26 protein-coding genes are annotated in these 25,042 nt (G+C 56.1%); 14 read left to right on the top strand and 12 right to left on the bottom strand.

Annotated features, from left to right (window positions below; translation table 11 throughout):
* Positions 1-89 precede the first annotated feature (89 nt).
* From rbfA to mtr, 8 genes are all read left to right on the top strand, one after another.
* A complete protein-coding gene (rbfA, locus tag PGR09_RS18750; RefSeq protein ID WP_002918248.1) occupies positions 90-491 on the top strand; it encodes a 30S ribosome-binding factor RbfA in 402 nt (133 codons plus the stop codon).
* Positions 491-1,435 (top strand): tRNA pseudouridine(55) synthase TruB, encoded by a 945-nt coding sequence (truB, locus tag PGR09_RS18745; protein ID WP_045394942.1) that lies wholly within the window; start codon positions 491-493, stop codon positions 1,433-1,435. The genes rbfA and truB overlap by 1 nt, the downstream gene beginning before the upstream one ends.
* Positions 1,436-1,583: 148 nt before the next feature.
* The gene (rpsO, locus tag PGR09_RS18740; RefSeq protein WP_045394940.1) at positions 1,584-1,853 is read left to right on the top strand and encodes a 30S ribosomal protein S15; all 270 of its coding nucleotides are present in this window, start codon (positions 1,584-1,586) and stop codon (positions 1,851-1,853) included.
* A gap of 241 nt (positions 1,854-2,094) precedes the next feature.
* Complete coding sequence (pnp, locus tag PGR09_RS18735) at positions 2,095-4,230, top strand: polyribonucleotide nucleotidyltransferase (RefSeq protein WP_020077840.1); 2,136 nt, start codon at positions 2,095-2,097, stop codon at positions 4,228-4,230.
* A 107-nt stretch (positions 4,231-4,337) separates the two neighbouring features.
* Positions 4,338-5,222, top strand: coding sequence for a lipoprotein NlpI (gene nlpI, locus PGR09_RS18730; RefSeq protein ID WP_020077841.1), 885 nt, complete (start codon positions 4,338-4,340; stop codon positions 5,220-5,222).
* A 103-nt stretch (positions 5,223-5,325) separates the two neighbouring features.
* The gene (yrbN, locus tag PGR09_RS18725) at positions 5,326-5,406 is read left to right on the top strand and encodes a protein YrbN (protein WP_086538083.1); all 81 of its coding nucleotides are present in this window, start codon (positions 5,326-5,328) and stop codon (positions 5,404-5,406) included.
* On the top strand, positions 5,399-7,333 hold the full coding sequence (locus PGR09_RS18720; RefSeq protein ID WP_015369531.1) for a DEAD/DEAH family ATP-dependent RNA helicase: 1,935 nt from the start codon (positions 5,399-5,401) through the stop codon (positions 7,331-7,333). Before yrbN ends, PGR09_RS18720 begins: the two co-directional genes overlap by 8 nt.
* Before the next feature lie 144 nt (positions 7,334-7,477).
* Positions 7,478-8,722: a tryptophan permease gene (gene mtr / locus PGR09_RS18715; protein ID WP_045394937.1), complete on the top strand. Its 1,245-nt coding sequence runs from the start codon at positions 7,478-7,480 to the stop codon at positions 8,720-8,722.
* Positions 8,723-8,766: 44 nt separating this feature from the next.
* Here mtr and PGR09_RS18710 read toward each other — a convergent pair whose 3' ends face one another.
* The 3 genes from PGR09_RS18710 to ubiU all read right to left on the bottom strand — a co-directional run bounded on the left by PGR09_RS18710 (position 8,767) and on the right by ubiU (position 11,742).
* Complete coding sequence (locus tag PGR09_RS18710) at positions 8,767-9,774, bottom strand: luciferase-like monooxygenase (protein ID WP_045394935.1); 1,008 nt, start codon at positions 9,772-9,774, stop codon at positions 8,767-8,769.
* A gap of 88 nt (positions 9,775-9,862) precedes the next feature.
* Positions 9,863-10,741 carry a U32 family peptidase gene (locus PGR09_RS18705; protein ID WP_047044826.1) on the bottom strand — a complete coding sequence of 293 codons (879 nt, stop codon included), beginning with the start codon at positions 10,739-10,741 and terminating at the stop codon, positions 9,863-9,865.
* Positions 10,742-10,746: 5 nt separating this feature from the next.
* Entirely contained in the window at positions 10,747-11,742 is a 996-nt protein-coding gene (ubiU, locus tag PGR09_RS18700) for a ubiquinone anaerobic biosynthesis protein UbiU (protein WP_045377933.1), read from the bottom strand.
* Positions 11,743-11,963: 221 nt separating this feature from the next.
* On the opposite strand from ubiU, the gene ubiT reads away from it, so the two are divergent.
* Entirely contained in the window at positions 11,964-12,488 is a 525-nt protein-coding gene (gene ubiT, locus PGR09_RS18695; protein ID WP_015369536.1) for a ubiquinone anaerobic biosynthesis accessory factor UbiT, read from the top strand.
* Positions 12,482-12,985 (top strand): GNAT family N-acetyltransferase, encoded by a 504-nt coding sequence (locus PGR09_RS18690; RefSeq protein WP_015703593.1) that lies wholly within the window; start codon positions 12,482-12,484, stop codon positions 12,983-12,985. The genes ubiT and PGR09_RS18690 overlap by 7 nt, the downstream gene beginning before the upstream one ends.
* Here the strand turns inward: PGR09_RS18690 and PGR09_RS18685 are convergent.
* Positions 12,972-13,262, bottom strand: coding sequence for a GIY-YIG nuclease family protein (locus PGR09_RS18685; RefSeq protein ID WP_026612209.1), 291 nt, complete (start codon positions 13,260-13,262; stop codon positions 12,972-12,974). The genes PGR09_RS18690 and PGR09_RS18685 overlap by 14 nt on opposite strands.
* Positions 13,263-13,311: 49 nt before the next feature.
* On the opposite strand from PGR09_RS18685, the gene PGR09_RS18680 reads away from it, so the two are divergent.
* Positions 13,312-13,755 carry a YhbP family protein gene (locus PGR09_RS18680; RefSeq protein ID WP_047044733.1) on the top strand — a complete coding sequence of 148 codons (444 nt, stop codon included), beginning with the start codon at positions 13,312-13,314 and terminating at the stop codon, positions 13,753-13,755.
* Here the strand turns inward: PGR09_RS18680 and PGR09_RS18675 are convergent.
* Positions 13,735-14,253, bottom strand: a complete 519-nt coding sequence (locus PGR09_RS18675) for a type 1 glutamine amidotransferase domain-containing protein (RefSeq protein ID WP_015703592.1) — start codon at positions 14,251-14,253, stop codon at positions 13,735-13,737. The two genes, PGR09_RS18680 and PGR09_RS18675, sit on opposite strands and share 21 nt — an antisense overlap.
* 128 nt (positions 14,254-14,381) lie before the next feature.
* Between PGR09_RS18675 and PGR09_RS18670 the strand changes: the two genes are divergently transcribed.
* Positions 14,382-15,029 carry an NAD(P)H-binding protein gene (locus PGR09_RS18670; RefSeq protein ID WP_430916412.1) on the top strand — a complete coding sequence of 216 codons (648 nt, stop codon included), beginning with the start codon at positions 14,382-14,384 and terminating at the stop codon, positions 15,027-15,029.
* 72 nt (positions 15,030-15,101) lie between these two features.
* Positions 15,102-16,145, top strand: a complete 1,044-nt coding sequence (locus PGR09_RS18665; protein WP_045394930.1) for a permease — start codon at positions 15,102-15,104, stop codon at positions 16,143-16,145.
* A 201-nt stretch (positions 16,146-16,346) separates the two neighbouring features.
* Here the strand turns inward: PGR09_RS18665 and dolP are convergent, their stop codons facing one another.
* The 4 genes from dolP to PGR09_RS18645 are packed head-to-tail and all read right to left on the bottom strand — an operon-like array spanning position 16,347 to position 20,030.
* Positions 16,347-16,922: a division/outer membrane stress-associated lipid-binding lipoprotein gene (gene dolP / locus PGR09_RS18660; RefSeq protein ID WP_045394929.1), complete on the bottom strand. Its 576-nt coding sequence runs from the start codon at positions 16,920-16,922 to the stop codon at positions 16,347-16,349.
* Between the two features lie 9 nt (positions 16,923-16,931).
* Complete coding sequence (gene diaA, locus PGR09_RS18655) at positions 16,932-17,522, bottom strand: DnaA initiator-associating protein DiaA (RefSeq protein ID WP_015369544.1); 591 nt, start codon at positions 17,520-17,522, stop codon at positions 16,932-16,934.
* Between the two features lie 25 nt (positions 17,523-17,547).
* Complete coding sequence (locus PGR09_RS18650; RefSeq protein ID WP_045394928.1) at positions 17,548-17,934, bottom strand: YraN family protein; 387 nt, start codon at positions 17,932-17,934, stop codon at positions 17,548-17,550.
* The gene (locus PGR09_RS18645) at positions 17,892-20,030 is read right to left on the bottom strand and encodes a penicillin-binding protein activator (protein ID WP_430916410.1); all 2,139 of its coding nucleotides are present in this window, start codon (positions 20,028-20,030) and stop codon (positions 17,892-17,894) included. Before PGR09_RS18645 ends, PGR09_RS18650 begins: the two co-directional genes overlap by 43 nt.
* A 63-nt stretch (positions 20,031-20,093) precedes the next feature.
* Here PGR09_RS18645 and rsmI point away from each other — a divergent pair, with 63 nt between their 5' ends.
* Positions 20,094-20,954, top strand: a complete 861-nt coding sequence (gene rsmI / locus PGR09_RS18640) for a 16S rRNA (cytidine(1402)-2'-O)-methyltransferase (RefSeq protein ID WP_045394926.1) — start codon at positions 20,094-20,096, stop codon at positions 20,952-20,954.
* A gap of 33 nt (positions 20,955-20,987) precedes the next feature.
* Here the strand turns inward: rsmI and PGR09_RS18635 are convergent, their stop codons facing one another.
* From PGR09_RS18635 to PGR09_RS18625, 3 genes are all read right to left on the bottom strand, one after another.
* On the bottom strand, positions 20,988-22,877 hold the full coding sequence (locus tag PGR09_RS18635) for an enterotoxin (RefSeq protein ID WP_047077794.1): 1,890 nt from the start codon (positions 22,875-22,877) through the stop codon (positions 20,988-20,990).
* 80 nt (positions 22,878-22,957) lie between these two features.
* Complete coding sequence (gene kbaY / locus PGR09_RS18630) at positions 22,958-23,830, bottom strand: tagatose-bisphosphate aldolase subunit KbaY (protein WP_045394923.1); 873 nt, start codon at positions 23,828-23,830, stop codon at positions 22,958-22,960.
* Positions 23,831-23,842: 12 nt separating this feature from the next.
* Entirely contained in the window at positions 23,843-24,997 is a 1,155-nt protein-coding gene (locus PGR09_RS18625) for an SIS domain-containing protein (protein WP_315711591.1), read from the bottom strand.
* Positions 24,998-25,042: the final 45 nt, after the last annotated feature.

Here is a 25,042-nt window from a genome sequence, read left to right as displayed (position 1 = left end):
CGAAGGCCGGGTAAGCGAAGCGCCACCCGGCAATAATTTTAAAAAGGGGCTTTTGGCCCCTTTTTTGTCTTTATTCTGGAGAATTTATTATGGCGAAAGAATTTGGTCGCCCGCAGCGCGTGGCCCAGGAGATGCAAAAAGAAATTGCCATCATCCTGCAGCGTGAAATCAAAGACCCGCGTCTGGGCATGATGACCACCGTTTCCGGCGTGGAAATGTCCCGTGACCTGGCCTATGCCAAAGTGTATGTCACCTTCCTCAACGACAAAGATGAAGCCGCGGTGAAAGCGGGCATCAAAGCGCTGCAGGAAGCCTCTGGCTTTATCCGCTCTCTGCTGGGCAAAGCGATGCGCCTGCGCATCGTGCCGGAACTGACTTTCTTCTACGACAACTCGCTGGTCGAAGGGATGCGCATGTCCAACCTGGTTACCAGCGTGGTGAAACACGACGATGAGCGTCGTGTTAACCCGGACGACAGCAAGGAGGACTAATGAGTCGTCCTCGTCGTCGCGGCCGCGACGTGCACGGCGTATTGCTGCTGGATAAGCCTCAGGGCGCCTCCAGCAACGATGTGCTGCAGAAAGTAAAACGTATTTATAACGCCAACCGCGCTGGGCATACCGGCGCGCTGGATCCGCTGGCGACCGGTATGCTGCCGGTTTGCCTTGGCGAAGCGACTAAGTTTTCCCAGTATCTGCTGGACTCCGATAAGCGTTATCGCGTGATCGCCAAACTTGGCCAGCGTACGGATACCTCCGACGCCGATGGTCAGGTGGTGGAAGAACGCCCGCTAACCTTTAGCGAAGAACAACTGGCGGCGGCGCTGGATAGCTTCCGCGGCGAGACTCAGCAGGTGCCGTCGATGTACTCGGCGCTGAAGTATCAGGGTAAAAAACTGTACGAATACGCTCGTCAGGGCATTGAGGTTCCGCGTGAAGCCCGGCCGATTACGGTCTATGAGCTGCTGTTTATTCGCCATGAAGGCGATGAACTGGAGCTTGAGATCCACTGCTCGAAAGGCACCTACATCCGTACGATTATCGATGATTTGGGTGAGAAACTTGGCTGCGGCGCGCACGTGATTTTCCTGCGTCGCCTGGCGGTGAGCAAATACCCGGTCGAGCGGATGGTGACCCTGGAGCAGCTGCAGGCGCTGGTCGAACAGGCGGCGGCGCAGGATATTCCTGCCGCGCAACTGCTTGATCCGCTACTGATGCCGATGGACAGCCCGGCTTCGGATTACCCGCTGGTTCATATTCCAGAAACTTCCGCGGTCTACTTTAAGAACGGTAATCCGGTTCGTCAGTCAGGCGCGCCGCTTAACGGGCTGGTGCGGGTGATGGAAAGCGAGTCCGGCAAGTTCCTCGGCATGGGCGAAATCGACGATGAAGGCCGCGTCGCGCCCCGTCGTCTGGTGGTGGAATACCCGCAGTGAGCGCTTTTGTTGCGATAAAAGCCTGCTACGAGTAGAATATCGCCGCTTAACGTCCGCTAAAGTGTTTTAACATTTTCGGGCGTTGCATCAGGGGTTGCTGAATTAGAGATCGGCACCCTTTCTTTACTTATAATTTTGGAGTTTGAAAATGTCTCTAAGCGTTGAAGCTAAAGCACAAATCGTTTCTGAGTTCGGTCGTGGCGCAAACGACAGCGGTTCTACTGAAGTTCAGGTTGCACTGCTGACTGCACAGATCAACCACCTGCAGGGTCACTTTGCAGAGCACAAAAAAGATCACCACAGCCGTCGTGGTCTGCTGCGCATGGTTTCTCAGCGTCGTAAACTGCTCGACTACCTGAAACGTAAAGATGTTGCACGTTACTCCGCGCTGATCGAGCGTCTGGGTCTGCGTCGCTAATTCTGCGAGTTTCAGAAAAAGGGGCCTCACGGCCCCTTTTTTCGACCGGGCGGCAGCAATTCATTAAAAACTCATGTATTGTTGCTATTAATGATCTTCATGCAGAGGTTCGCGCGGCTAATGAGAGGCTTCATCCGCAGGGGCGGGTAAAGGTTGTCATTAGTCGCGAGGATGCAGAGGATCGGGTCATCAGGCGCGATATCGTGGATATGGCGTCATTTTTAGATAAAAGGATAGAATTTTGCTTAATCCGATCGTTCGTAAATTCCAGTACGGCCAGCACACCGTAACCCTGGAAACCGGCATGATGGCGCGCCAGGCAACGGCCGCTGTGATGGTTAGCATGGATGACACCGCGGTATTCGTTACCGTTGTGGGTCAGAAAAAAGCGAAACCGGGCCAGGACTTCTTCCCGCTGACTGTTAACTACCAGGAGCGTACTTACGCTGCCGGTAAAATCCCGGGTGGCTTCTTCCGTCGTGAAGGCCGTCCAAGCGAAGGCGAAACCCTGATCGCGCGTCTGATTGACCGCCCGGTTCGTCCGCTGTTCCCGGAAGGCTTCGTTAACGAAGTTCAGGTTATCGCGACCGTTGTTTCCGTTAACCCGCAGGTTAACCCGGATATCGTCGCGATGATCGGCGCATCCGCCGCGCTGTCGCTGTCCGGTATTCCGTTCAATGGCCCAATCGGCGCCGCTCGCGTGGGTTACATCAACGACCAGTACGTACTGAACCCAACCCAGGAAGAGCTGAAGTCCAGCAAACTGGATCTGGTGGTTGCCGGTACCGAAGCGGCCGTACTGATGGTTGAATCCGAAGCTGAACTGCTGAGCGAAGACCAGATGCTGGGCGCGGTGGTCTTTGGCCACGAGCAGCAGCAGGTTGTTATTCAGAACATCAACGATCTGGTGAAAGAAGCCGGTAAACCACGTTGGGACTGGCAGCCGGAAGCCGTCAACGAAGCGCTGAACGCGCGCGTTGCTGCGCTGGCTGAATCCCGCCTGAGCGATGCTTACCGTATCACCGACAAACAAGAGCGTTACGCTCAGGTTGACGTCATCAAATCTGAAACCATCGCTACGCTGGTTGCCGAAGATGAAACCCTGGACGCCAACGAACTGGGTGAAATCCTGCACGCCATCGAGAAAAACGTTGTTCGTAGCCGCGTACTGGCAGGCGAGCCGCGTATCGATGGCCGCGAAAAAGACATGATCCGTGGTCTGGACGTTCGTACCGGCGTACTGCCGCGTACTCACGGTTCCGCACTGTTTACCCGCGGCGAAACTCAGGCGCTGGTTACCGCGACTCTGGGTACCGCACGCGACGCGCAGAACATCGACGAACTGATGGGCGAGCGCACGGACTCCTTCCTGTTCCACTACAACTTCCCTCCGTACTCCGTAGGCGAAACTGGCATGGTGGGTTCTCCGAAGCGTCGTGAAATCGGTCACGGTCGTCTGGCTAAGCGCGGCGTTCTGGCCGTAATGCCGACAATCGACGAATTCCCGTACACCGTTCGCGTGGTATCTGAGATCACCGAATCCAACGGTTCTTCTTCCATGGCTTCCGTCTGTGGCGCATCTCTGGCGCTGATGGACGCTGGCGTGCCGGTGAAAGCCGCCGTTGCGGGTATCGCAATGGGTCTGGTGAAAGAAGGCGACAACTTCGTCGTACTGTCCGACATTCTGGGTGACGAAGACCACCTTGGCGATATGGACTTCAAAGTTGCGGGTTCTCGCGACGGTATCTCTGCGCTGCAGATGGATATCAAAATTGAAGGTATCACCAAAGAAATCATGCAGGTTGCTCTGAACCAGGCTAAAGGTGCGCGTCTGCACATCCTGGGTGTGATGGAACAGGCGATTAACGCGCCGCGCGGCGATATCTCCGAATTCGCACCGCGTATCCACACCATCAAGATCAACCCGGACAAGATCAAAGACGTTATCGGTAAAGGCGGTTCTGTTATCCGTGCTCTGACCGAAGAAACCGGCACCACCATCGAAATCGAAGATGACGGTACCGTGAAGATCGCAGCGACCGACGGTGACAAAGCGCAGCACGCTATCCGCCGTATCGAAGAGATCACCGCTGAGATCGAAGTTGGCCGTATCTACAATGGTAAAGTGACCCGTATCGTTGACTTTGGCGCATTCGTTGCCATCGGCGGCGGTAAAGAAGGTCTGGTTCACATCTCTCAGATCGCTGACAAGCGCGTTGAGAAAGTGACTGATTACCTGCAGATGGGTCAGGAAGTACCGGTTAAGGTTCTGGAAGTTGACCGTCAGGGCCGCGTACGTCTGAGCATTAAAGAAGCAACTGAGCAGGCTCAGCCAGCTAACGCGCCGGAAGCTCCGGCCGCAGAGCAGGGCGAGTAAGGTTGCCGATTGCCCTCCGCTTCGGCGGAGGGTCTATTCCGGGCAGGATGCCTTTTTGCAGCCGGGGAACTGGACGTTCATCCAATCGTTGTCTTCGGGAGTGGGAAATGAAGCCTTTTCTGCGCTGGTGTTTCGTGGCGACAGCTCTCACGCTGGCAGGATGCAGCAACTCTGCCTGGCGTAAGGACGCCGTCCTCGCGGTACCATTGCAACCGACTTTGCAGCAAGAAGTGATTCTGGCGCGCATGGAACAAATTCTTGCCAGTCGGGCTTTAACCGATGACGAACGCGCACAGCTTTTATATGAGCGCGGAGTGTTGTATGATAGTCTCGGTCTGAGGGCATTAGCGCGAAATGATTTTTCACAAGCGCTGGCAATCCGACCCGATATGCCTGAAGTATTCAATTACTTAGGCATTTATTTAACGCAGGCAGGCAATTTTGATGCTGCCTATGAAGCGTTTGATTCTGTACTTGAGCTTGATCCAACTTACAACTACGCGCACTTAAACCGCGGCATCGCTCTGTATTACGGTGGCCGTGCTAAGTTAGCGCAAGATGATCTGCTGGCGTTTTATCAAGACGATCCCAATGATCCTTTCCGCAGTCTGTGGTTATACCTCGCCGAGCGTAAGCTTGATGAGAAGCAGGCGCTTGAAGCACTGAAACAGCGCTTCAACAAGTCGGATAAAGAGCAATGGGGATGGAACATTGTCGAGTTCTACCTTGGCGACATTAGCGAAAAAGAGCTGATGACCCGTCTGAAGGCAGACGCAACGGATAACACCTCGCTCGCTGAGCATCTCAGTGAAACCAACTTCTATTTAGGTAAGTACTACCTAAGTCTGGGGGACAAGGACAGCGCTACGGCACTGTTCAAACTGGCGGTCGCTAACAACGTTCATAACTACGTTGAGCACCGATACGCATTGTTGGAATTATCGCTCTTGGGCCAGGAGCAAGATGACCTGGCAGAATCGGACCAGCAATAGCTGACGAACACACATCAGCCCTTTTTTTGATTGCCATCACCTTCGCGGGTGAGGGCGTTGTTGTTCGTTAATACACCTACTTTGAGCCGGTTCACACTTTTCAATGAAAATTACTCTAAATTTTCACGATGAGTTATGTAGACTGGCCGCCATTAATTTTGAGGCACACGTACTACATGGCTGAATTCGAAACCACTTTTGCAGATCTGGGCCTGAAGGCTCCTATCCTTGAAGCGCTTAACGATCTGGGTTACGAAAAACCATCTCCGATCCAGGCTGAGTGCATTCCGCATCTGCTGGACGGCCGCGACGTTCTGGGTATGGCCCAGACCGGTAGCGGTAAGACCGCAGCGTTCTCTTTACCGCTGCTGAACAACATCGATCCTGAGCTGAGAGCACCACAGATTCTGGTGCTGGCGCCGACCCGCGAACTGGCGGTACAGGTTGCTGAAGCAATGACGGAATTCTCTAAACATATGCGCGGCGTAAACGTGGTTGCCCTGTACGGCGGCCAGCGTTATGACGTGCAGCTGCGCGCCCTGCGTCAGGGGCCGCAGATCGTCGTCGGTACCCCGGGTCGTCTGCTGGACCACCTGAAGCGCGGTACGCTGGATCTCTCTAAACTGAGCGGTCTGGTACTGGACGAAGCAGATGAAATGCTGCGCATGGGCTTTATCGAAGACGTAGAAACCATTATGGCGCAGATCCCGGAAGGTCATCAGACCGCTCTGTTCTCCGCCACTATGCCGGAAGCGATTCGTCGCATTACCCGCCGCTTCATGAAAGAGCCGCAGGAAGTTCGCATTCAGTCCAGCGTCACCACGCGCCCGGACATCAGCCAGAGCTACTGGACTGCTTACGGCATGCGTAAAAACGAAGCGCTGGTGCGTTTCCTGGAAGCGGAAGACTTTGATGCGGCGATTATCTTCGTGCGTACCAAAAACGCGACCCTGGAAGTGGCAGAAGCGCTGGAGCGTAGCGGTTATAACAGCGCCGCGCTGAACGGCGATATGAACCAGGCGCTGCGTGAGCAGACCCTGGAGCGCCTGAAAGACGGTCGTCTGGACATCCTGATCGCCACCGACGTTGCGGCCCGCGGCCTGGACGTTGAGCGCATCAGCCTGGTTGTTAACTATGACATCCCGATGGATTCCGAATCTTACGTTCACCGTATCGGTCGTACCGGTCGTGCGGGTCGTGCGGGTCGCGCGCTGCTGTTCGTTGAGAACCGTGAGCGTCGCCTGCTGCGTAACATCGAACGTACGATGAAGCTGACGATCCCTGAAGTAGAACTGCCGAACGCAGAACTGCTGGGCAAACGTCGCCTGGAGAAATTCGCCGCTAAAGTTCAGCAGCAGCTGGAAAGCAGCGATCTGGACCAGTACCGTGCGCTGCTGGCGAAAATCCAGCCGACCGCGGAAGGCGAAGAGCTGGACGTAGAAACGCTGGCCGCTGCGCTGCTGAAAATGGCCCAGGGCGAACGTTCTCTGATCGTTCCGCCGGATGCGCCGATGCGTCCGCGTCGTGAATTCCGCGATCGTGATGACCGTTTCGAACGCCGTGGCGACCGTAATGACCGCGGTCCGCGTGGCGATCGTGAAGATCGTCCGAAGCGTGAGCGCCGTGACGTGGGTGAGATGGAACTGTACCGCATTGAAGTGGGCCGTGATGACGGCGTTGAAGTTCGTCATATCGTTGGCGCGATCGCTAACGAAGGCGACATCAGCAGCCGTTACATCGGTAACATCAAGCTGTTCGGTTCTCACTCCACCATCGAACTGCCGAAAGGTATGCCGGGCGAAGTGCTGCAGCACTTTACTCGTACCCGCATCCTGAACAAGCCGATGAACATGCAGCTGCTGGGCGATGCGCAGCCGCGCACCGAACGTCGTGGCGGCGGCGAGCGTCGTGAAGGCGGTCGTGGCTTCGGCGGCGAGCGTCGTGAAGGCGGTCGTAGCTTCGGTGGCGAACGTCGTGAAGGCGGTCGTGGTGAAGGTCGTCGTTTCAGCGGCGAACGTCGTGAAGGCGGCCGCGCGCCGCGTCGTGACGATGCTTCCGCGCCGCGCCGTGATGATTCCGCGGGTCGTCGTCGTTTCGGTGGCGATGCGTAATAAGCGCAATCCGCTAGCGTAAAGTAAATAATACAGCCCCGATCGTCATGACTGGGGCTTTTTTTATTTCTTTTGTACTCGTGTACTGGTACAGTGCGTCATGCTCAACGTGAGCGAAGTATTTTCGACTGGAGATTTCGGCAAATGGCGACACTAACCACTACGGCCACCCGACCGTCTTTATTTGGCGGCGTGGTGATTATCGGCGGCACAATTATTGGCGCGGGCATGTTCTCGCTGCCGGTGGTTATGTCCGGCGCGTGGTTCTTCTGGTCGCTGGCGGCGCTGGTTTTTACCTGGTTCTGCATGCTGCACTCCGGTTTGATGATTCTGGAAGCCAACCTTAACTACCGGATTGGCTCCAGCTTCGACACCATTACCAAAGACCTGCTCGGCAAAGGCTGGAACCTGGTAAACGGCGTGTCGATCGCCTTTGTGCTGTATATCCTGACCTACGCCTATATTTCGGCGAGCGGTTCGATCCTGCACCACACCTTCAGTGAAATGTCGCTGAACGTACCCGCGCGCGCTGCGGGCTTCGGCTTCGCGCTGCTGGTGGCCTTTATCGTTTGGATGAGCACGAAAGCGGTAAGCCGCATGACGGCTATCGTACTGGGCGCTAAGGTGATTACCTTCTTTCTGACCTTCGGCAGCCTGCTGGGGCACGTCGAGCCGACGACGCTGTTTAACGTCGTGGAGAAGAATGCCTCCTATGCGCCATACCTGCTGATGACGCTGCCGTTCTGCCTGGCCTCGTTTGGCTATCACGGTAACGTGCCGAGCCTGATGAAATATTATGGTAAGGATCCGCGTACCATTACCCGCTGTCTGATTTACGGTACGCTGCTGGCGCTGGGTCTGTATGTGGTCTGGCTGCTGGTGACGATGGGTAATATCCCTCGTCCGCAGTTTATCGGTATCGCCCAGAAGGGCGGCAACATTGATGTGCTGGTGCAGGCGCTGAGCGGCGTGCTGAATAGCCGCGGTCTGGATCTGCTGCTGGTGGTGTTCTCCAACTTTGCCGTCGCCAGTTCCTTCCTCGGCGTGACGCTGGGGCTGTTCGATTATCTCGCGGATCTGTTTGGCTTTGACGATAGCGCGATGGGACGCTTTAAAACCGCGCTGTTGACCTTTATCCCGCCGATGATCGGCGGGCTGGTGAAACCAGATGGCTTCCTTTACGCCATCGGCTATGCCGGTCTGGCGGCGACGGTATGGGCGGCGATTGTGCCGGCGCTGCTGGCCCGCGCTTCGCGTAAACGCTTCGGTAGCCCACAGTTCCGCGTTTGGGGCGGAAAACCGATGATTACGCTGATCCTGCTGTTCGGGCTCGGCAACGCGGTGGTGCATTTCCTGTCGAGCTTTAATCTGTTGCCGGTTTATCAATAACCGCATCGCCCGGTGGCGTGACGCGCACCGGGCTTACCGCGTCACTAACCTAACAACTCCTCTTTCACCTGCATCGCTAAATCAAAGGAATGCAGGCGCGCCTGGTGGTCGAAGATCTGGCCGTTAACCATGATTTCGTCCGCTTCCGTTTCGCGAAGAATCGACGCTAACCCGTGGCGAACTTTGGTTTTATCGCCAACCAGCGACATGCTTAATGCCTGCTGCACACCATACTGCTCGGACGCTGACCACAGCTGATGCATATTTTCCACCGGCGGCGGCAACTGCCCGGTTTCGCCGCGGCGCAGCTTAACGAAGGCCTGCTGCATCGAAGTAAAGAGGAACTCCGCGTCGCGATTGCTATCGGCGGCGATAATATTGATGCATACCATCGCGTACGGTTTTTCGAGCCGCGCCGAAGGTTTGAAATTGCTGCGATAAAGATGCAGCGCCTGGAATAACATGTCCGGCGCGAAGTGAGAGGCGAAAGCAAACGGCAGACCAAGCTGCGCCGCCAGCTGCGCGCTGTACAGGCTTGAGCCCAGTAGCCACACCGGAATTCGTTCGCCATAGCCGGGAACCGGGCGCACCTGCGGATGAGCATCGCGGGCGTCAAACCAGTCCACCAGCTCCGCCACATCGCGCGGGAAATTATCGACATCGCCGCTCATATGGCGACGCAGCGCGCGCATGGTCGGCTGATCGCTGCCCGGCGCGCGGCCAAGGCCGAGATCGATACGTCCGGGATACAGCGTATTCAGGGTGCCGAACTGTTCGGCGATCACCAGCGGCGAATGGTTTGGCAACATCACGCCTCCGGAGCCCAGATGCAGGGTGGTGGTATTGGCGGCAAGATAGCCAATCAACACCGAAGTCGCCGCGCTGGCAATGCCCACCATATTATGGTGCTCAGCCAGCCAGTAACGGTGGTAGCCGCGGGATTCCGCCAGCCGGGCGAGAGCGAGAGAGTGGGAAAAGGCTTCTTTAGCCGAAGATCCCTGCGGGATCGGCGCCAGATCGAGCACCGAGAACGGAATGGTTTTATCAGTCATAACAGCTCACTTTGTCGACGGTGAATCTTTTAATAGTGCATTAAAAATTAATAACCGTTGTTAACAAAGTGAGCTTTTACACTTCACCTTACGCCTGCAGCTCCAGCCCGGCCAGCCGTTTCCAGTAGCCGTTGCAATCGCTGTTGGCGGTGAGATCCAGCGGCGCAGCGCCATTTTCGTTGGCGCGGAAGGCGTCGAGCATGGCGAAGGTCTCGCTGCCCATCGGCGACAGGCGCACCATATCCACCAGACCGTGCATCGAGGTTAACTCGTTGCCAAGGTTATAGACGTAGCCGCTCATCGTCTGAATGCCGTTAAGCACAAACACCTGCTGGTTCTCCTGCGACAGCATGCTGCGCCCGGTTGGGTACTTGATGCAGCAGGTTTCGCATTCGTCTTTTGGCCGGTCTTCCGAGCGGGCGGTAAAGCAGCGCGCGGAATAAGCCAGCGGCAGATGGCCGTAGCTCAGCACTTCGACTTCAAACTGGTTGCGAATGCCCAGTTCTTCGCACTGGGTCAGCAAATTAGCCAGCCAGTCGCGGGAAAGCTCCACTGGCATGCACCAGCGCGTCATGCCCTGCTTCAGCAGGAGGCGCAAAGTGACGGCGTTGTAGCAGTTCAGCGCATGACCGGCGACGAAGGGCAGCTTGCGTTCGGCGCAGAGGTTGACCACGCCGAGGTCACTGGCTTCAATCAGGAATTCGCCGTTCTCGACATAGCGCTTCAGCTCGCCCAGTTCGGAGGAGGCCTGCACCAGCGCGAGGGTGGAGAGCACCACCTGCTTGCCGCTACCGGCCAGCGCTTTCGCCATTTCGATCCAATCGCCGACTTTAGTGGCGCGGCGCTTGCTGCACACCGCCTCGCCCAGATAAATGGTGTCAGCGCTACTGTTTGCCGCCTGCTGGTAAAAATCTTCCAGCGTCTCTTTTGGCCAGTAGTACAGCACCGGCCCTAATGAATATTTCATGTTTCTCACTGCCATTTACGGTGATAGGCGCCAAGGGTGGTTTGCGTTCCTTCGGACATCGAACCAAGGGTTTCCATCCATGCGGATTGCGGCACGAAATTCTGCGGATCGGCTTTACAGCGGTCGATCGCCTGACGCCAGACTTTCGCTACCTGGGTGACGTATGCCGGGCTGCGCTGACGGCCTTCGATTTTTACCGAGGCGATATTGGCGGCCATCAGTTCTGGCAACAGCTCCAGGGTATTGAGGCTGGTGGGTTCTTCCAGCGCGTGGTAGCGCTCGCCGTCGACCAGGTAGCGGCCTTTGCACAGCGTCGGATAACCGGCATTCTCGCCATCCTGATAGCGATCGATCAGCACTTCGTTAAGGCGTGACTCCAGCCCCTGCGGCGTTTGCTGCCAGCGGACGAAGCGCGCGGGCGAACAGGCGCCGACGGTATTTGGCGATTCGCCGGTGAGATACGACGAGAGATAGCAGCGGCCTTCCGCCATGATGCATAAGCTACCGAAGGCGAAGACTTCCAGCGGCACCGGCGTGGCGCGGGCTAACTGTTTCACCTGGTGAATGGATAACACCCGCGGCAGTACGACACGGGCAACGTCAAAGTTGCGGTGATAAAAACGCACCGCCTCTTCGTTAGTAGCGGACGCCTGCACTGAAACGTGACGTTCAATGTGCGGATAGCGTTCCGCGGCGTACTCCAGCATGGCGATATCGGCGAGGATAAGCGCGTCGGCGCCCAATTGCGCGGCCATATCCACAGCACGCTGCCAGCGGGCATAACCGTCGGGATGGGCGAAGGTGTTAATCGCGATATGTAGCTTACGGCGATGCTGGTGCACAAAGCTGACGGCTTCCTGCAATTTCTTTTCGGTGAAATTAAGGCCGGCAAAGTGGCGGGCATTGGTGTCATCTTTCAGCCCGATATACACGGCATCGGCGCCGTTTTCGATGGCCGCCTTAAGTGCCGGGAGGTTACCGGCGGGGCAGAGCAGCTCCATAATTTTTCCTGAAAAACGCGGCCGGTCAGGGACGCAAAATGGTTAACGAGCTGGGATTTTAGTTAACCTTCTGGTGACAATTTTTGATTTGAGGCAGTTAAAAGCGTATTGGTGGGCTCAATAGCTGGCGACCATCATCGCGATTTTGTTGATTTACGCCGCTATGTCGTTTATTTGATATGGCACAATAGCGAAACTATTGCATGCATGGAGTGAAGCTTGTGTTGGATGAACTGCGTTCCCGGCTGGTCCGTTTTGGCCCGTCTTTAATGAGCGTGCCGGTTAAGCTGGCGCCTTTTGCCCTCAAGCGCCAGGTGCTGGAACAAGTATTGAGCTGGCAATTTCGCCAGGCGCTGGCGGATGGAGAACTGGAGTTTCTCGAAGGTCGCTGGTTAAGTATTAATGTGCGCGATATTGGCCTGCTGTGGTATACCTCGGTAGTCGATGGTCGCCTGGTGGTCAGCCAGCAGGCTGACGCCGACGTCAGCTTTAGCGCCGATGCCAGCGATCTGCTGATGATTGCCGCGCGTAAACAGGATCCGGATACGCTATTCTTCCAGCGTCGTCTGGTGATTGAAGGTGATACTGAGCTGGGTCTATACGTGAAGAACCTGATGGATGCCATCGAGCTGGAGCAGATGCCGAAAGCACTGCGGGTCATGCTGCTGCAGATGGCGGATTTTGTCGAAGCAGGCCTGAAGAGCCCGCAGAAACCTGAACAGACATCGGTAGGTGAGGCATGCTGATTCGAGTGGAAATTGGGATTGATGCGCCGGGTATCGACGCGCTGCTGCGCCGTACGTTCGGCAGCGACGCGGAAGCGAAGCTGGTGCACGATCTGCGTGAAGATGGTTTGATCACGCTGGGCTTAGTCGCCACTGACGATGAAGGCCAGGTGGTGGGCTACGTTGCCTTTAGCCCGGTCACCGTCGAAGGCGAAGAGCTGCAGTGGGTAGGTCTGGCGCCATTGGCGGTAGATGAAAGCTATCGCGGCCAGGGTATTGGCCGACAGCTGGTCTACGAAGGGCTGGATTCATTAAATGAATTTGGCTACGCCGCGGTGGTTACGCTGGGCGAACCGGCGCTGTATGGCCGTTTAGGCTTTGAACCCGCCGCCGCGTTCGATTTACGCTGCCGCTGGCCGGACACCGCGGAAGCCTTCCAGGTGCACCGTCTGGCGGATGACGCGCTGCAGGGCGTACACGGTCTGGTCGAGTACAGCGATCATTTCAATCGCTTCTGAGCCCCTCCAGCAGGGTCTCGAACGAACCATCCCCGGCAACGAGGCGCTCTTTCTGGCGCTTCGTTAGCTGCTTGATGCGATACTCCAGCCGCAGAGCGAGTGAGTGGTCACCAACTTTCTGACTAAACGCCAGCGCCAGTTCGCCTTTGCCGCGCAGCGCTTTCGCTCCTTTGCCTTCCTGATGCTGAAGAAAGCGGCGCGGAACATCGGTGGTAATGCCGGTATACAGGCGGTTATCAGCGGTTCGAATAAGATAGAGAAACCAGCACACGGTAATAACGTCAGTCTGTTAGGGTGTGTGCACCATAGCATAATGGAGAATAAAGATGGATACGCTTGCCGCGATTAGCCGCTGGCTGGGTAAACAACACGTCATCACCTGGTGCGTCGCACGTGATGACGAGCTGTGGTGCGCCAATGCGTTTTACGTTTACGATCCGGATAACGTCGTTTTTTATCTGCTGAGCGACGAAAAAACCCGTCACGGCCAGATGACCGGCGAACGCGCGAAGGTCGCCGGGACGGTCAACGGCCAGCCAAAGACCGTTGCCTTAATCCGCGGCGTGCAGTTTAAGGGGGAGATCCGCCGCCTTCACGGTGACGAAGAGGCTGAGATGCGAAAACGCTACGTTAAACGCTTTCCGGTCGCCCGCATGTTGTCGGCGCCGGTGTGGGAGATCCGTCCCGACGAGCTTAAATTTACCGACAACACGCTGGGTTTTGGCAAAAAGCTATATTGGCTGCGCGACTCAAGCTCCGAGCAGGCGTAGCGCCTCGCGATTGAACGCCGGAAGATCGTCCGGGGTTCTGCTGGTGACTAACTGATCGTTATCAAGCACCACTTCCTGATCGTAAAACTCACCGCCGGCGTTTTTCACGTCGACCACGATGGGTTTAACCGCCGTGAGCTTACGCCCGCGAATGACGTCTGCGCTGATGAGTAACTGCGGGCCGTGACAAATGGCAAAGACCGGTTTACCGCTATTCACGAAGTCGCGAGTAAAAGTGACGAAGCGCTCATCACCCCGCAACTGGTCCGGTGAATAGCCGCCAGGCAGCAACAGGGCGTCAAACTGCGCCGGCGTCACGTCATCAATCGCTTTGTCGATCGCCACTTCAGCCTCGCCTTGCTTCCCTTTTACCGTTTTTCCTGCCTGTTTCTCAATTGTCACGACCTGATGCCCGGCAAGTTTAAAAGCCTCGGCAGGTGAGGTGAATTCAGAATCTTCGAAGTCGTCGGTGATTAGTACGGCAATCTTTTTACTCATTCTTCCTCCGATCTTTTGGCAGTGAATGAGGCATTTCCATGATGATGGTGGATACTTACCTCGTAAGCTATTAAGCCTGGAACATGTGGGGCAAAGTGCAAGGCAGACAATTCTGCAAAGGAGATTTGATGAGTCAGGTATTATTAACCGGCGCGACTGGCTTAGTTGGTGGGTACTTACTTCGGCTACTACAGAGTGAGCCGCGTATTAGCGCGATTGCTGCGCCAACGCGCCGTCCGCTTGCTCCGGCGGAGGGGATATTCAATCCACACGATCCGCAGTTGACCGATGCACTGGCGCAGGTGGTTGATCCTGTCGATATCGTATTCTGCTGCCTGGGCACCACGCGACGGGAAGCGGGGAGTAAAGAAGCGTTTGTGCATGCTGACTATACGCTGGTGGTGGATACGGCGCTGGTCGGGAAGCGCCTCGGGGCGCAACATATGCTGGTGGTCAGCGCGATGGGCGCCAATTCGCATTCGCCCTTCTTCTATAACCGCGTGAAAGGAGAAATGGAAGAGGCGCTGATTGCGCAGGAGTGGCCGCGACTGACCATTGCCCGTCCTTCGATGTTACTGGGCGATCGGGAGCATAAACGCGCCAATGAAACGCTCTTTGCACCGCTATTTCGTTTTCTGCCTGGAGACTGGAAAGCTATTCAGGCCCGCGATGTGGCGACGGCCCTGCTGGCCGAGGCGCTGGCGCCGAGCCATGAAGGTGTCCAGATCCTGACCTCGTCTCAGCTACGGGAACGCGCCGCCAGGCAGGCGGATTAATCATTTTCAAATTTGGACGGCAGGCGTAGTATTCACCTCCTTATTTATTATCTCTTCTCCCTGGGGAATGCTATGGCTGGTCAGTCTTCATCTCAGGCGGCATCACCATTTCAATGGTGGAAACCCGCGCTGTTCTTTCTCGTCGTTATCGTTGGCCTGTGGTACGTCAAATGGCAGCCGTATTACGGTAAAGCCTTTACGGCCGCGGAAACCCACAGTATCGGTAAATCTATTCTCGCCCAGGCTGATGTAAACCCGCTGCAGGCGGCATGGGATTACGCGATGGTTTACTTCCTCGCGGTCTGGAAAGCGGCGGCGCTCGGCGTGCTGCTCGGTTCGCTTATTCAGGTGCTGATCCCCCGCGACTGGCTGCTGCGCACGCTTGGGCAATCTCGTTTTCAGGGCACGCTGCTGGGAGCGATTTTTTCGCTACCGGGGATGATGTGTACCTGCTGCGCCGCGCCGGTTGCCGCCGGAATGCGTAAACAGCAGGTGTCGATGGGCGGGGCGCTGGCGTTCTGGATGGGCAACCCGCTGCTGAACCCGGCGACGCTGGTTTTTATGGGTTTCGTGCTTGGCTGGCAGTTTGCTCTGATCCGGCTGGTGGCCGGGCTGGCGACGGTGCTGGTGGTGGCGACGCTGGTGCAAAAATGGGTAAAAGAGGCGGCGACGCAGCCGGTAGCGGCGGAAGACGTTAGCCAACTGAAGAATGATGAGGGCAGTTTTATCAACCGCTGGCTGCGCGCGCTGTGGTCGCTGTTCTGGAGTACGATCCCGGTTTACATCCTCGCGGTGCTGGTACTGGGCGCGGCGCGGGTCTGGTTGTTCCCGCACGCCGAGGGCGCGGTCGATAACACGCTGTTCTGGGTGATCGCAATGGCGATAGCCGGTTGTCTGTTCGTTATCCCGACGGCGGCGGAAATCCCGATTGTGCAGACGATGATGCTGGCTGGAATGGGCACCGCGCCGGCGCTGGCGCTGCTGATTACCTTGCCTGCGGTGAGCGTACCGTCGCTGGTTATGTTGCGTAAGGCGTTTCCGGCTAAAGCGCTGTGGCTAACCGGCGGGCTGGTGGCGTTGTGCGGGGCGATCGTCGGCGCGCTGGCGCTGGTGTAATTTATCCGGAGCGGGGCTGCGGACCCGTTCCGGATTTTGTGCCGGGTGGCGGCTGCGCCTTACCCGGCCTACGGTCAGTGCGGCCTGCCTTTAATTTATACTGCCGGTGTTGGGGGCCTCAAAATCCCGGTGGCGCGGGGCTACAGCATAATGCTATTTGGTAGCCCGGCTTAGCGAAGCGCCAGCCGGGTTAGATCACGTTTATTTAAGATAGGTAAACGCGGTGGTGACGCGGCTCACGCCGCTTACCCGGCTGGCGATATCTGCCGCCGCGCGGCCTTCACGGTCGGTGACCAGGCCCATCAGGAACACTTCGCTGTTTTCGGTCGTCACTTTCACGTTGGAAGACTTCACCTGATCGCTGCCCAGCAGTTGGGAACGAACTTTGGTGGTGATCCAGGTATCCGACGACGCGGTGCCTAAGCCAATCGGCTGGCCTTGACGCACTTCATTGAAGACTTCGGTAGTCCCTTCAACTCCCATCGCGATTTGTTTGGCGCGAGAGGATAGATCGGCGGTCGGCGACTGGCCGGTCAGCAGGACCTTGCCCTGATAAGCGGTGACGTTAATACGCGCTTCTTTCTTAATCTGTTCATCTTTCCCTAAGGCGCTGTTAACGCGTAGCTCCAGGGTGCTGTCATCAACCTGCGTACCCACCGTACGCGGGTCCGTTGCCGCTTTGGTGCCGACGGCTGCCGTACCGACTACCGCTGCGGCGACGCAGCCCTGTAGCAGTAGCGCAGAAAGCAGGATGGCGAGGGGCGAGAGAGCCTTCATGTGTTCTCCTTATTCGTCCTGGTGTGGAAAAAGCGTGTTATCAATCAAATCGCACAGACAATTGACGGTAAGCATGTGCATTTCCTGGATCCGCGCGCTGCGGTGCGAAGGAATGCGGATTTCAACGTCCTGCTGACCTAACAGGCCAGCCAGCTCGCCGCCGTCGTAACCGGTTAACGCCACGATAGTCATATCGCGGGTGACCGCCGCTTCCACGGCTTTCACGATATCCCGGCTATTGCCGCGCGTAGAAATCGCCAACAGTACGTCGCCGGCGTGACCCAGCGCGCGCACCTGTTTAGCGTAGATTTCATCATGCAGGCGATCGTTGGCGATTGCGGTTAAGACCACATTATCGGTATTTAGTGCAATGGCGGGTAAACCAGGGCGCTCTGTTTCGAAACGATTGATCATGCTGGCAGCAAAATGCTGTGCGTTGGCGGCGGAGGTGCCATTACCACAACAGAGGATTTTGTTGCCGTTAAGCAGCGACTGAACGAGCGTCATAGCCGCGCGCGAGATGGCGTCCGGGAGCGCTTCCGCGGCGGCGATTTGGGTTTGAATGCTTTCGGTAAAGCAGGCTTTAATTCTGTCGAGCACGGGATCCCTTAAATCTGATAATACGCTATTCGCCAAAGGCGTTTTTCAGCCATTGGATGTCGTTGCCGGTGAAGGCTACCACATCGAAACGGCAATCCACAGTATCAAAACTCCCATTCTGCCGGGAGAGCCACAGACGAGCAGCCTTGAGAAGACGTTGTTGCTTTTGCGGCGTGACGCTGGCGGCGGCATCGCCGTAGCTGGCGCTGCGCCGGTAGCGCACTTCGACGAACACGATAACCGCGCCGTCGCGCATAATAAGATCGATCTCGCCGCCGCGCTCGCGGGCGTTGGCGGCGATAAAACGCAGTCCATGCCGTTCTAACCACCGACGCGCCTGGCTTTCCCAGGCGTCGCCGGTCTGTTTGCTTAGTTGGCTGCGACGATTTGTCCCTGTTGGTACTTGAGCCATGATAACTTCCTGTTGATCACGCAGTCCGGCGTGGCCGTCAGATCGCCCGTATTGCCGTTCAGCTCGTAACCTGGGCTCTGGCGCATTTGCGCGAAATGATTCGCCAGCGACCAGGCGTCGGCGCCCATCGCATACAGACGCGCCAGCGAGTAGTCGTTACGCACGGCGGAGAGCGCCTGCTGCATCAGCGCCGGGTTACTGCCAGCCAGCATCGGGATTTCGCTATATTGCAGGCCTTCCATCTCCAGACGGAAATCCGGGCCGGAGGTGCCCTGGGCGCTGCGGGAGCTGGCGTACAGGGTGACGTTGCTCTGGCTGCCGTTGCGCATGGCGATCAGCGGCTTGATATAGCCAATTTGTTCCGGGGTAGCGACGATATAGGCGGCATCGATGCTGCCGCCGCTGCTGACCGGAACGTCGCCTGGGCTGCCGAGCGAGCTATCCACAGATGACGGCAGCGTCGATACCGGGCTGCCGGTCAGCGAGATGCCGCCACCGTTGACGCCGGATTTCAGCTCCGCCGTCGATCCCAGACGTTGCTGCAGCACCGTACCGCCGCCCAGTTTCAGCCACTCGTCGGCGAACGCGCTGACCACGCGGTCACCAAGCGCGCCGCGCGGCACCAGTAGTAACGGCGTTTGCTTGCCCTGATCGTGAATATGACGCGCCGCGTCGCGGGCTTCATCTTCCGGGGAGAGCGCGAAGTAGCACAGATTCGGACGGTTCTCGACTTTGCCCGGCTGATTAAGGGCGAGCACGTTCAGCGAGGTGTTGCTTTTCATCACCTCTTCGACGTTTTCTTTCAGCAGCGGGCCGACCACGAGGGTGGCGCCGTCCTGCTGTACCTGCGCCAGCAGCTGGCTCATCGGCTGGCTGGTGGTATCGTAAATTTTCAGTTCAGCGGCAGGATTGGCGGTGGTCGCCACCGCGGGCTGCGGCTGCGCGGCTGGCGCGCTCACCGGTTGTGCTACCGGTTGTGCTGCCGGCGTTGCGGTAACCGGGGCGGATAGCGGAGCGGCTGCTGGTTTCGCGGCAGGCGCGGCCTGCGTCTCCGCTGGCGCCTGCACCGGCGCGGCCTGCGTCTCCGCTGGCGCCTGCACCGGCGCGGCCTGGCTGCCGGTGGCGGTGAGATCGCCGACTTCCGCCTGCGAAGGGCTCACCACATCGTTATTGCCGGCAACATTCGCCGCCTGGGCGACCTGCGCCGGCACTGCGCTACCCTGGACCGCTGGGGCGCCATTCTTCGCCGCTTCAAAACCCTGCTGGATAGTGCGGCCGAAAATCGCCGCCTGGCCGTTCAGAGGCAGCAGCAGGGCGATTTTATTGGTCGAGGCCGGTTTATAGTTTTGCATATTCACCAGCGCAGTGGGCAGCATCTGCGCCCCCGGGTTCTGCGGATAACGGATTTGCCAGTCTTTGACGCCCGCTTTCAGCATTGCCGGATCGTTGCGGTTGTCGAACCACATCCGCTGCAGATCCAGCCAGCCCTGCAGCACGTTTTCGTCGGCATTGATTACCAGCGCGTTGGCCTGCTGTGGGGTCATCGCCGTTAGCGCTTTCCATGTGGCGTCGATATTTTGTTGTTTTTGCTTCGTCTGGTTTAGCAGGGGCTGCTGGGCAATCAGCGCACGCAGCAATGCCAGAGACGGCTGTCCCTGGCTGGCGTCAATTTGCGCCTGCCAGTAGCGCGGCTGCTGATTTTTCTCAAAACTGAGAGGATCGAGTTTGCTCAGCAATGCCTTCGCGCTCTGGTAATCGCCTTGCGCCAGTTTGACTTCCACCGCCAGCAGCGACTGTTCGCGGGCCTGCGTGCTGTTCAGGTTCGACGGCAGTTGGTTGTACAGGTCGATAGCCTGCTGCTTCTTACCTTCCTGCAGCAGTGCACGAATGGCGAGTAATTGCCAGTTGGTCTTGCTATCATTCGTGCTTTGCTGCATCTGCTGTAGGTAGAAACTGGAGTTGGCCTGCGACGTACCCTGCATAAACGCCGTGCTTTGATCCTGCGTGTGGGTGCCGCAGCCAGCAAAAAGAAGAGTAGCCAGCAATACGGGCAGACAGCGCGCGGGCTTAGAACGAAGAAATGTTGACGGTACCATATGTATCCAGTGATATTTTTTTGGCTCAATGCTCAATATTAAATCGGCAATACGGACGAGACAATGAAACAACACGAATCAGCGGATAATTCTCAGGGGCAACTGTACATTGTGCCCACTCCGATAGGGAATCTGTCTGATATCACGCAGCGCGCACTGGAAGTGTTGCAAGCTGTTGATTTAATTGCTGCGGAGGATACCCGCCATACCGGTTTGCTGCTGCAGCATTTTGCGATTAACGCCCGTTTATTTGCCCTTCACGACCATAACGAGCAGCAAAAGGCCGAAACACTTTTAGCGAAATTAAAAGAGGGGCAGAACATCGCGCTGGTGTCCGATGCCGGCACGCCGCTGATTAACGATCCCGGCTACCATCTGGTGCGTACCTGTCGTGAAGCCAATATTCGCGTCGTGCCGCTACCGGGCCCTTGTGCAGCGATTGCCGCTCTGAGCGCCGCCGGTTTGCCGTCCGATCGTTTCTGCTATGAAGGTTTCCTGCCGGCGAAATCGAAAGGCCGCCGCGATACCCTGAAGGCGCTGGAAGAAGAGCCGCGCACCATTATCTTTTATGAGTCAACGCACCGTCTGGTGGAGAGCCTGGAGGATATCTGCGCGGTTCTGGGCGAATCCCGTTACGTAGTGTTGGCACGCGAGCTGACCAAAACCTGGGAGTCTATCCACGGCGCGCCGATTGGCGAGCTGGTGGCGTGGGTGAAGGAAGACGAAAATCGCCGCAAAGGCGAGATGGTGCTGATCGTCGAAGGTTTTAAGGCCCAGGAAGAGGCGCTGCCGGCAGCCGCGCTGCGGACTCTGGCGCTGCTACAGGCGGAACTACCGTTGAAGAAAGCCGCCGCGCTGGCCGCGGAAATTCACGGCGTGAAGAAGAACGCTCTGTATAAATACGCGCTGGAGCAGCAGGGATAACCACTGCGCCCGGGGTTAACCGGGCGCGGCTGACTATTTTACCGGCGTCGCTTCGAAAACCAGCGTTTGTAAGGGTTGTAGCGTAACAATAACCGCTTGCTGGTAATCAGCTGGGAAGGTCGTGTTACTACCGTAAACGCTTTTTAACGTAAACCGCGATGTCTCTCCCTGCGGTATCTCGAACGCTTTTGCGAGATCCAGGAAATACTGTTGCGGTTTATCTGATGGGTTACGTAGGCCTAATATCGCCTTATCTTTCTTCCATGAAGCCCAGCCGTAAACTTCCAGCGCGGTAGGATCGCCGCCGACCCAATGGGTATCCACCAGCACATCCGCATTTGCCCTCGACCATTTTGCCGCCTGCGCCAGGGTATCCCACTTCGCTTTGTTAAGCATCGATGGTGTGATGTATAGCTCCTGTAATTGCGTACCCGTCGCGAAATAGCTCCAGACCTGATCGGCGAAATCGCCATCGGTTTGCGGTTTTTCCAGCCCGTAATAGGCATTTTCAGCACTGACAATACCATGATACATCAGTGAGTTAAGCGGGAAGAGCGGTCCTTTACGCACAATTGAGCGATAAGTCTCGGCATCCCGATAGGTCATCCATTGCTGTACTGGCGTTCCAGGGCCATAAAGATTGATATCGTCTCCCTGGCGCCAGATAGCGTCAGCATAAAAGAGCCAGGAAGGACTGGCGTTGGTCCCGGTGGTTAAATTAATAAATTGATTAGGATTGGCGCTGCGCATGTTATGCAATAAAGCGATAGATGCATCAAAATCGGAAGCAAACTGACTACCCGCAATATGCGAATTTGCGTTGCCCATACCATCAAGCTTAAAAGAGGTAATATGCTCGTCTTTAATCAGCTTAATAATTTGTTGATTGAAGTTGTTGAAATAGTGCGGTCCGGATAGCGCGAATTTGCCATCGACCGTTTCAAAGCCATACTCTTTGGCGTGGGAGACGCGAATATCTCTGGGCTTGTTATAACCTCCCCAAGGGGAAAGCCACAGCCCTACAGAACTATGCATGCTGGCCGCTTTTTCTCGTACTTTGCTGAATCCCTGGCTGAAGGCGGGGCCAAAGAGCCATCTGCCGGTACGATCGTCCCAACCGTCATCCAGAAGAAAGGCATCTAATGTGACGCCGCGACCGGAAATAAACTCTTTATTCCATTCATCCATCCGGCTTAGCACATCCTGTTCGCTATAGGTGGTAAAGAAACCAATATCCATCCAGCTGTTATAGTGTAGATAGGGTTTATAGGGGCGTGGACGCACGGCATCAATAAAGATATTCACGCTGCGACGAAGTTGATTGGTTTCCGGAAAAGTGCCGAAGTAGGTCGTATAGCTGAGTGGTGCGGCGGGGTCGATGGCTGTTTTTAATTCTACATTCAGATTCGTGGTCGCCTCATATGCCCAGGTATTTACGATAGGTTTATCGGGCAATATAAAAAAGGTATCAGCCACAATCGGTGAACTATTGATTGCGCCATCGACATACGGTGCTTGCGATTGTTTTTTAGTCGGGAAAAAAGTTATTTTTGCCACGTCTCGCGATTGACCTACCGCCGCGATGGTGTAATCAATACTCGCGTAGTTTCCCTTTATCAGGTTCATCTTTACCGTGACGTTAAAATCGGGGCGGGTATAATCGATAATAATAGAGTCGCTATTTTTCTCGACATTCTTTACTTTAAAATCAGCGGTGTGGATGATGGTTTCATCTGGTAGCGTGAGAAAAAACAGTTCTTGCGGTGAAAGTTGATGGGCCGATTTTTCATCTTTTACCATTGTTGCTGAGTTCGCATCGTTAAATGAAAGCGCCATCGATGCGTTATTTAATGTGTATTCAGCGGCCGCCGCGCTTTGCGAAACCAGTAGGGCCAGTAACGAAACAGTGAGCACTTTTTTCATTAGAAAGATCCTTGCTGTCGTTATATCAGAGGTTAATAACGTTAGCCCTCTCGGGCTAACGTTTTGTCATTGTATGGTGTTCAAGCTTCTGCGGCCTGTAATAGTCGGTTAGCGGAACCGCACACGCTAATTTTACTTTTTACAACTTCTTTCATCGCATCCATGCCGACACGCATGTAATAACGTGGGTCGTTACCTTGCGGATTGTCAGCAAACCATTTTTTCACCGCGGCGGCGAAGGCGATTTTGAGTTCTGTGGCGACATTGACCTTGCAAATTCCCAACGTGATAGCACGACGGACGTAGTCATCCGGTACATCGCTTGCGCCATGCAGCACCAGAGGGATATCGACCACTTCCCTGATTTCCGCCAGCCGTTGGAAATCAATCTTAGGCGTTTTTTGATATAGCCCATGAGCGGTACCGATCGCCACGGCGAGACTGTCGATACCGGTCAATTCGACAAAGCGTTTAGCCTCTTGCGGGTCGGTGAGAAAGGCGCTTTCCGCGTCAACGTTAAGATCGTCCTCCATTCCGCCAAGCCGTCCCAATTCCGCCTCGACGCTACAATCCAGCGCGTGGCAAAAATCGACGACTGATTTCACCAGCTTCACATTCTCATCAAACGGAAAATGGCTGCCATCAATCATTGCGCTGCGGACCCCGGCATTGACCTTACGACGAATATCCGCCAGCGACTCATGATGGTCGAGATGTAGCGCAATTGGCATCGCGTAGGTGGCGGAGTAGGCGTGGCAGAGCGCGTAAATTTCCTCCAGCGCGATATGCTTAAAGGTTCCCGGCGTGCCGGCAAGGATCACCGGCGATCGCATTTCACTGCATGCTTCCAGGATCGCCTGGATCGTCTCGGCGTTATGAATGTTAAATGCAGGAACCGCATAACCTTTACTCTGGGCATCCTGCAGAAGATATTTGGTGGAAATAATGCTCATGGCGCGCTCCTTTTAAGCCTGCCAGGGATGAATAACGACACCTTGTACGACGCGGTTAACGGTACCGCTGGCGGAAGGCGTATCCGGGGTGTTGCCCACGGCGAGAGATTGGTTAAGCGCGAAAATCTGGGCGTACATCAGGAAGCTGAATGCCAGTTCGACATCGTTGAAGTGTCGTGATGGCGGGAGAATGATATGCGGGCCTGCTTCAATAACAGGATCGGAACCTGCGGCGATGGCTACTATCCGCATAGCCTGGCGATCGCGACGCAACTCAGCGAGAAGATCCAGATCGTACTGGCGGGTATAGTGATGGTTGGAGACAAACATCACCACCAGCGTTTCGTTATTCACCAGTGACTTAGGCCCGTGACGGAAGCCGGTAGGCGAGTCATAAAACGCGGCCAGCTTACCTGCCGTGAGCTCAAGCACTTTCAGGGCGGATTCGCGCGCGGCGCCCTGCAACCCGCCGCTACCGAGGTAAACGATCCGTTTCCACGCTCCGTTGCCGAAAACCCCAGCGTTAATATCGCTCAACGAGTTAAGAATCGTCTGGCAGCAGTCAGCGACATCGCTGAATGTCTGGCTATTAATGAGGTTGGGTGCGAACACTGCAAGGCAACTGGCCATCATCGTGGTAATACTACTGGTCATCGCAAAGCCGCGATCGTGGGTTTCTGGCGGCATCAACAGCGGCAGAGCATTGTCGCTATCCAGCGCGGTTTGATACAGGCTGCCTGCTTCGTTGCAGGTAATGGGTAGGTGATAACACTCTGTAACAAACTGGTTCGCTAGTTCCACTGCGGCCACGCTCTCCGGGCTATTGCCTGAACGGGCAAACGAAACCAGCAGTAGTGGATGTGCGGGATCCAGATAATCCATCGGGTTGGTTACAAGGTCGGTGGTTGGAACGGCGCTAAAGTTTTTACCACTATGGCGGGACAGCCAGGGCGCGATTATCTCGCCGATAAATGCAGAAGTGCCGGCGCCGGTCAGGACGATACGGAGATCGTTTTTTCGTAGCAACGGCGTGAGAAAACCATCAATCTCCGATCGCAAACAATCGATATTCTTTAAAGATTGTATCCAACTGCCTGGTTGCTGGCGGATCTCTTCTTCGGTCCAGGTACCAGTGGTTGATGGCGCGGGGGTATATCTTTCTGACATAACGCAATCCTTATGGTGATGATTTCCGCTTTCGGTGTGGGCTAA

This window comes from Klebsiella sp. 141251 (genome assembly GCF_050600725.1).
Lineage (GTDB): Bacteria > Pseudomonadota > Gammaproteobacteria > Enterobacterales > Enterobacteriaceae > Klebsiella > Klebsiella aerogenes.
The sequence above is the reverse complement of the archived record's forward strand: the minus strand, read 5'-3'. Positions and strand labels throughout refer to the sequence as shown.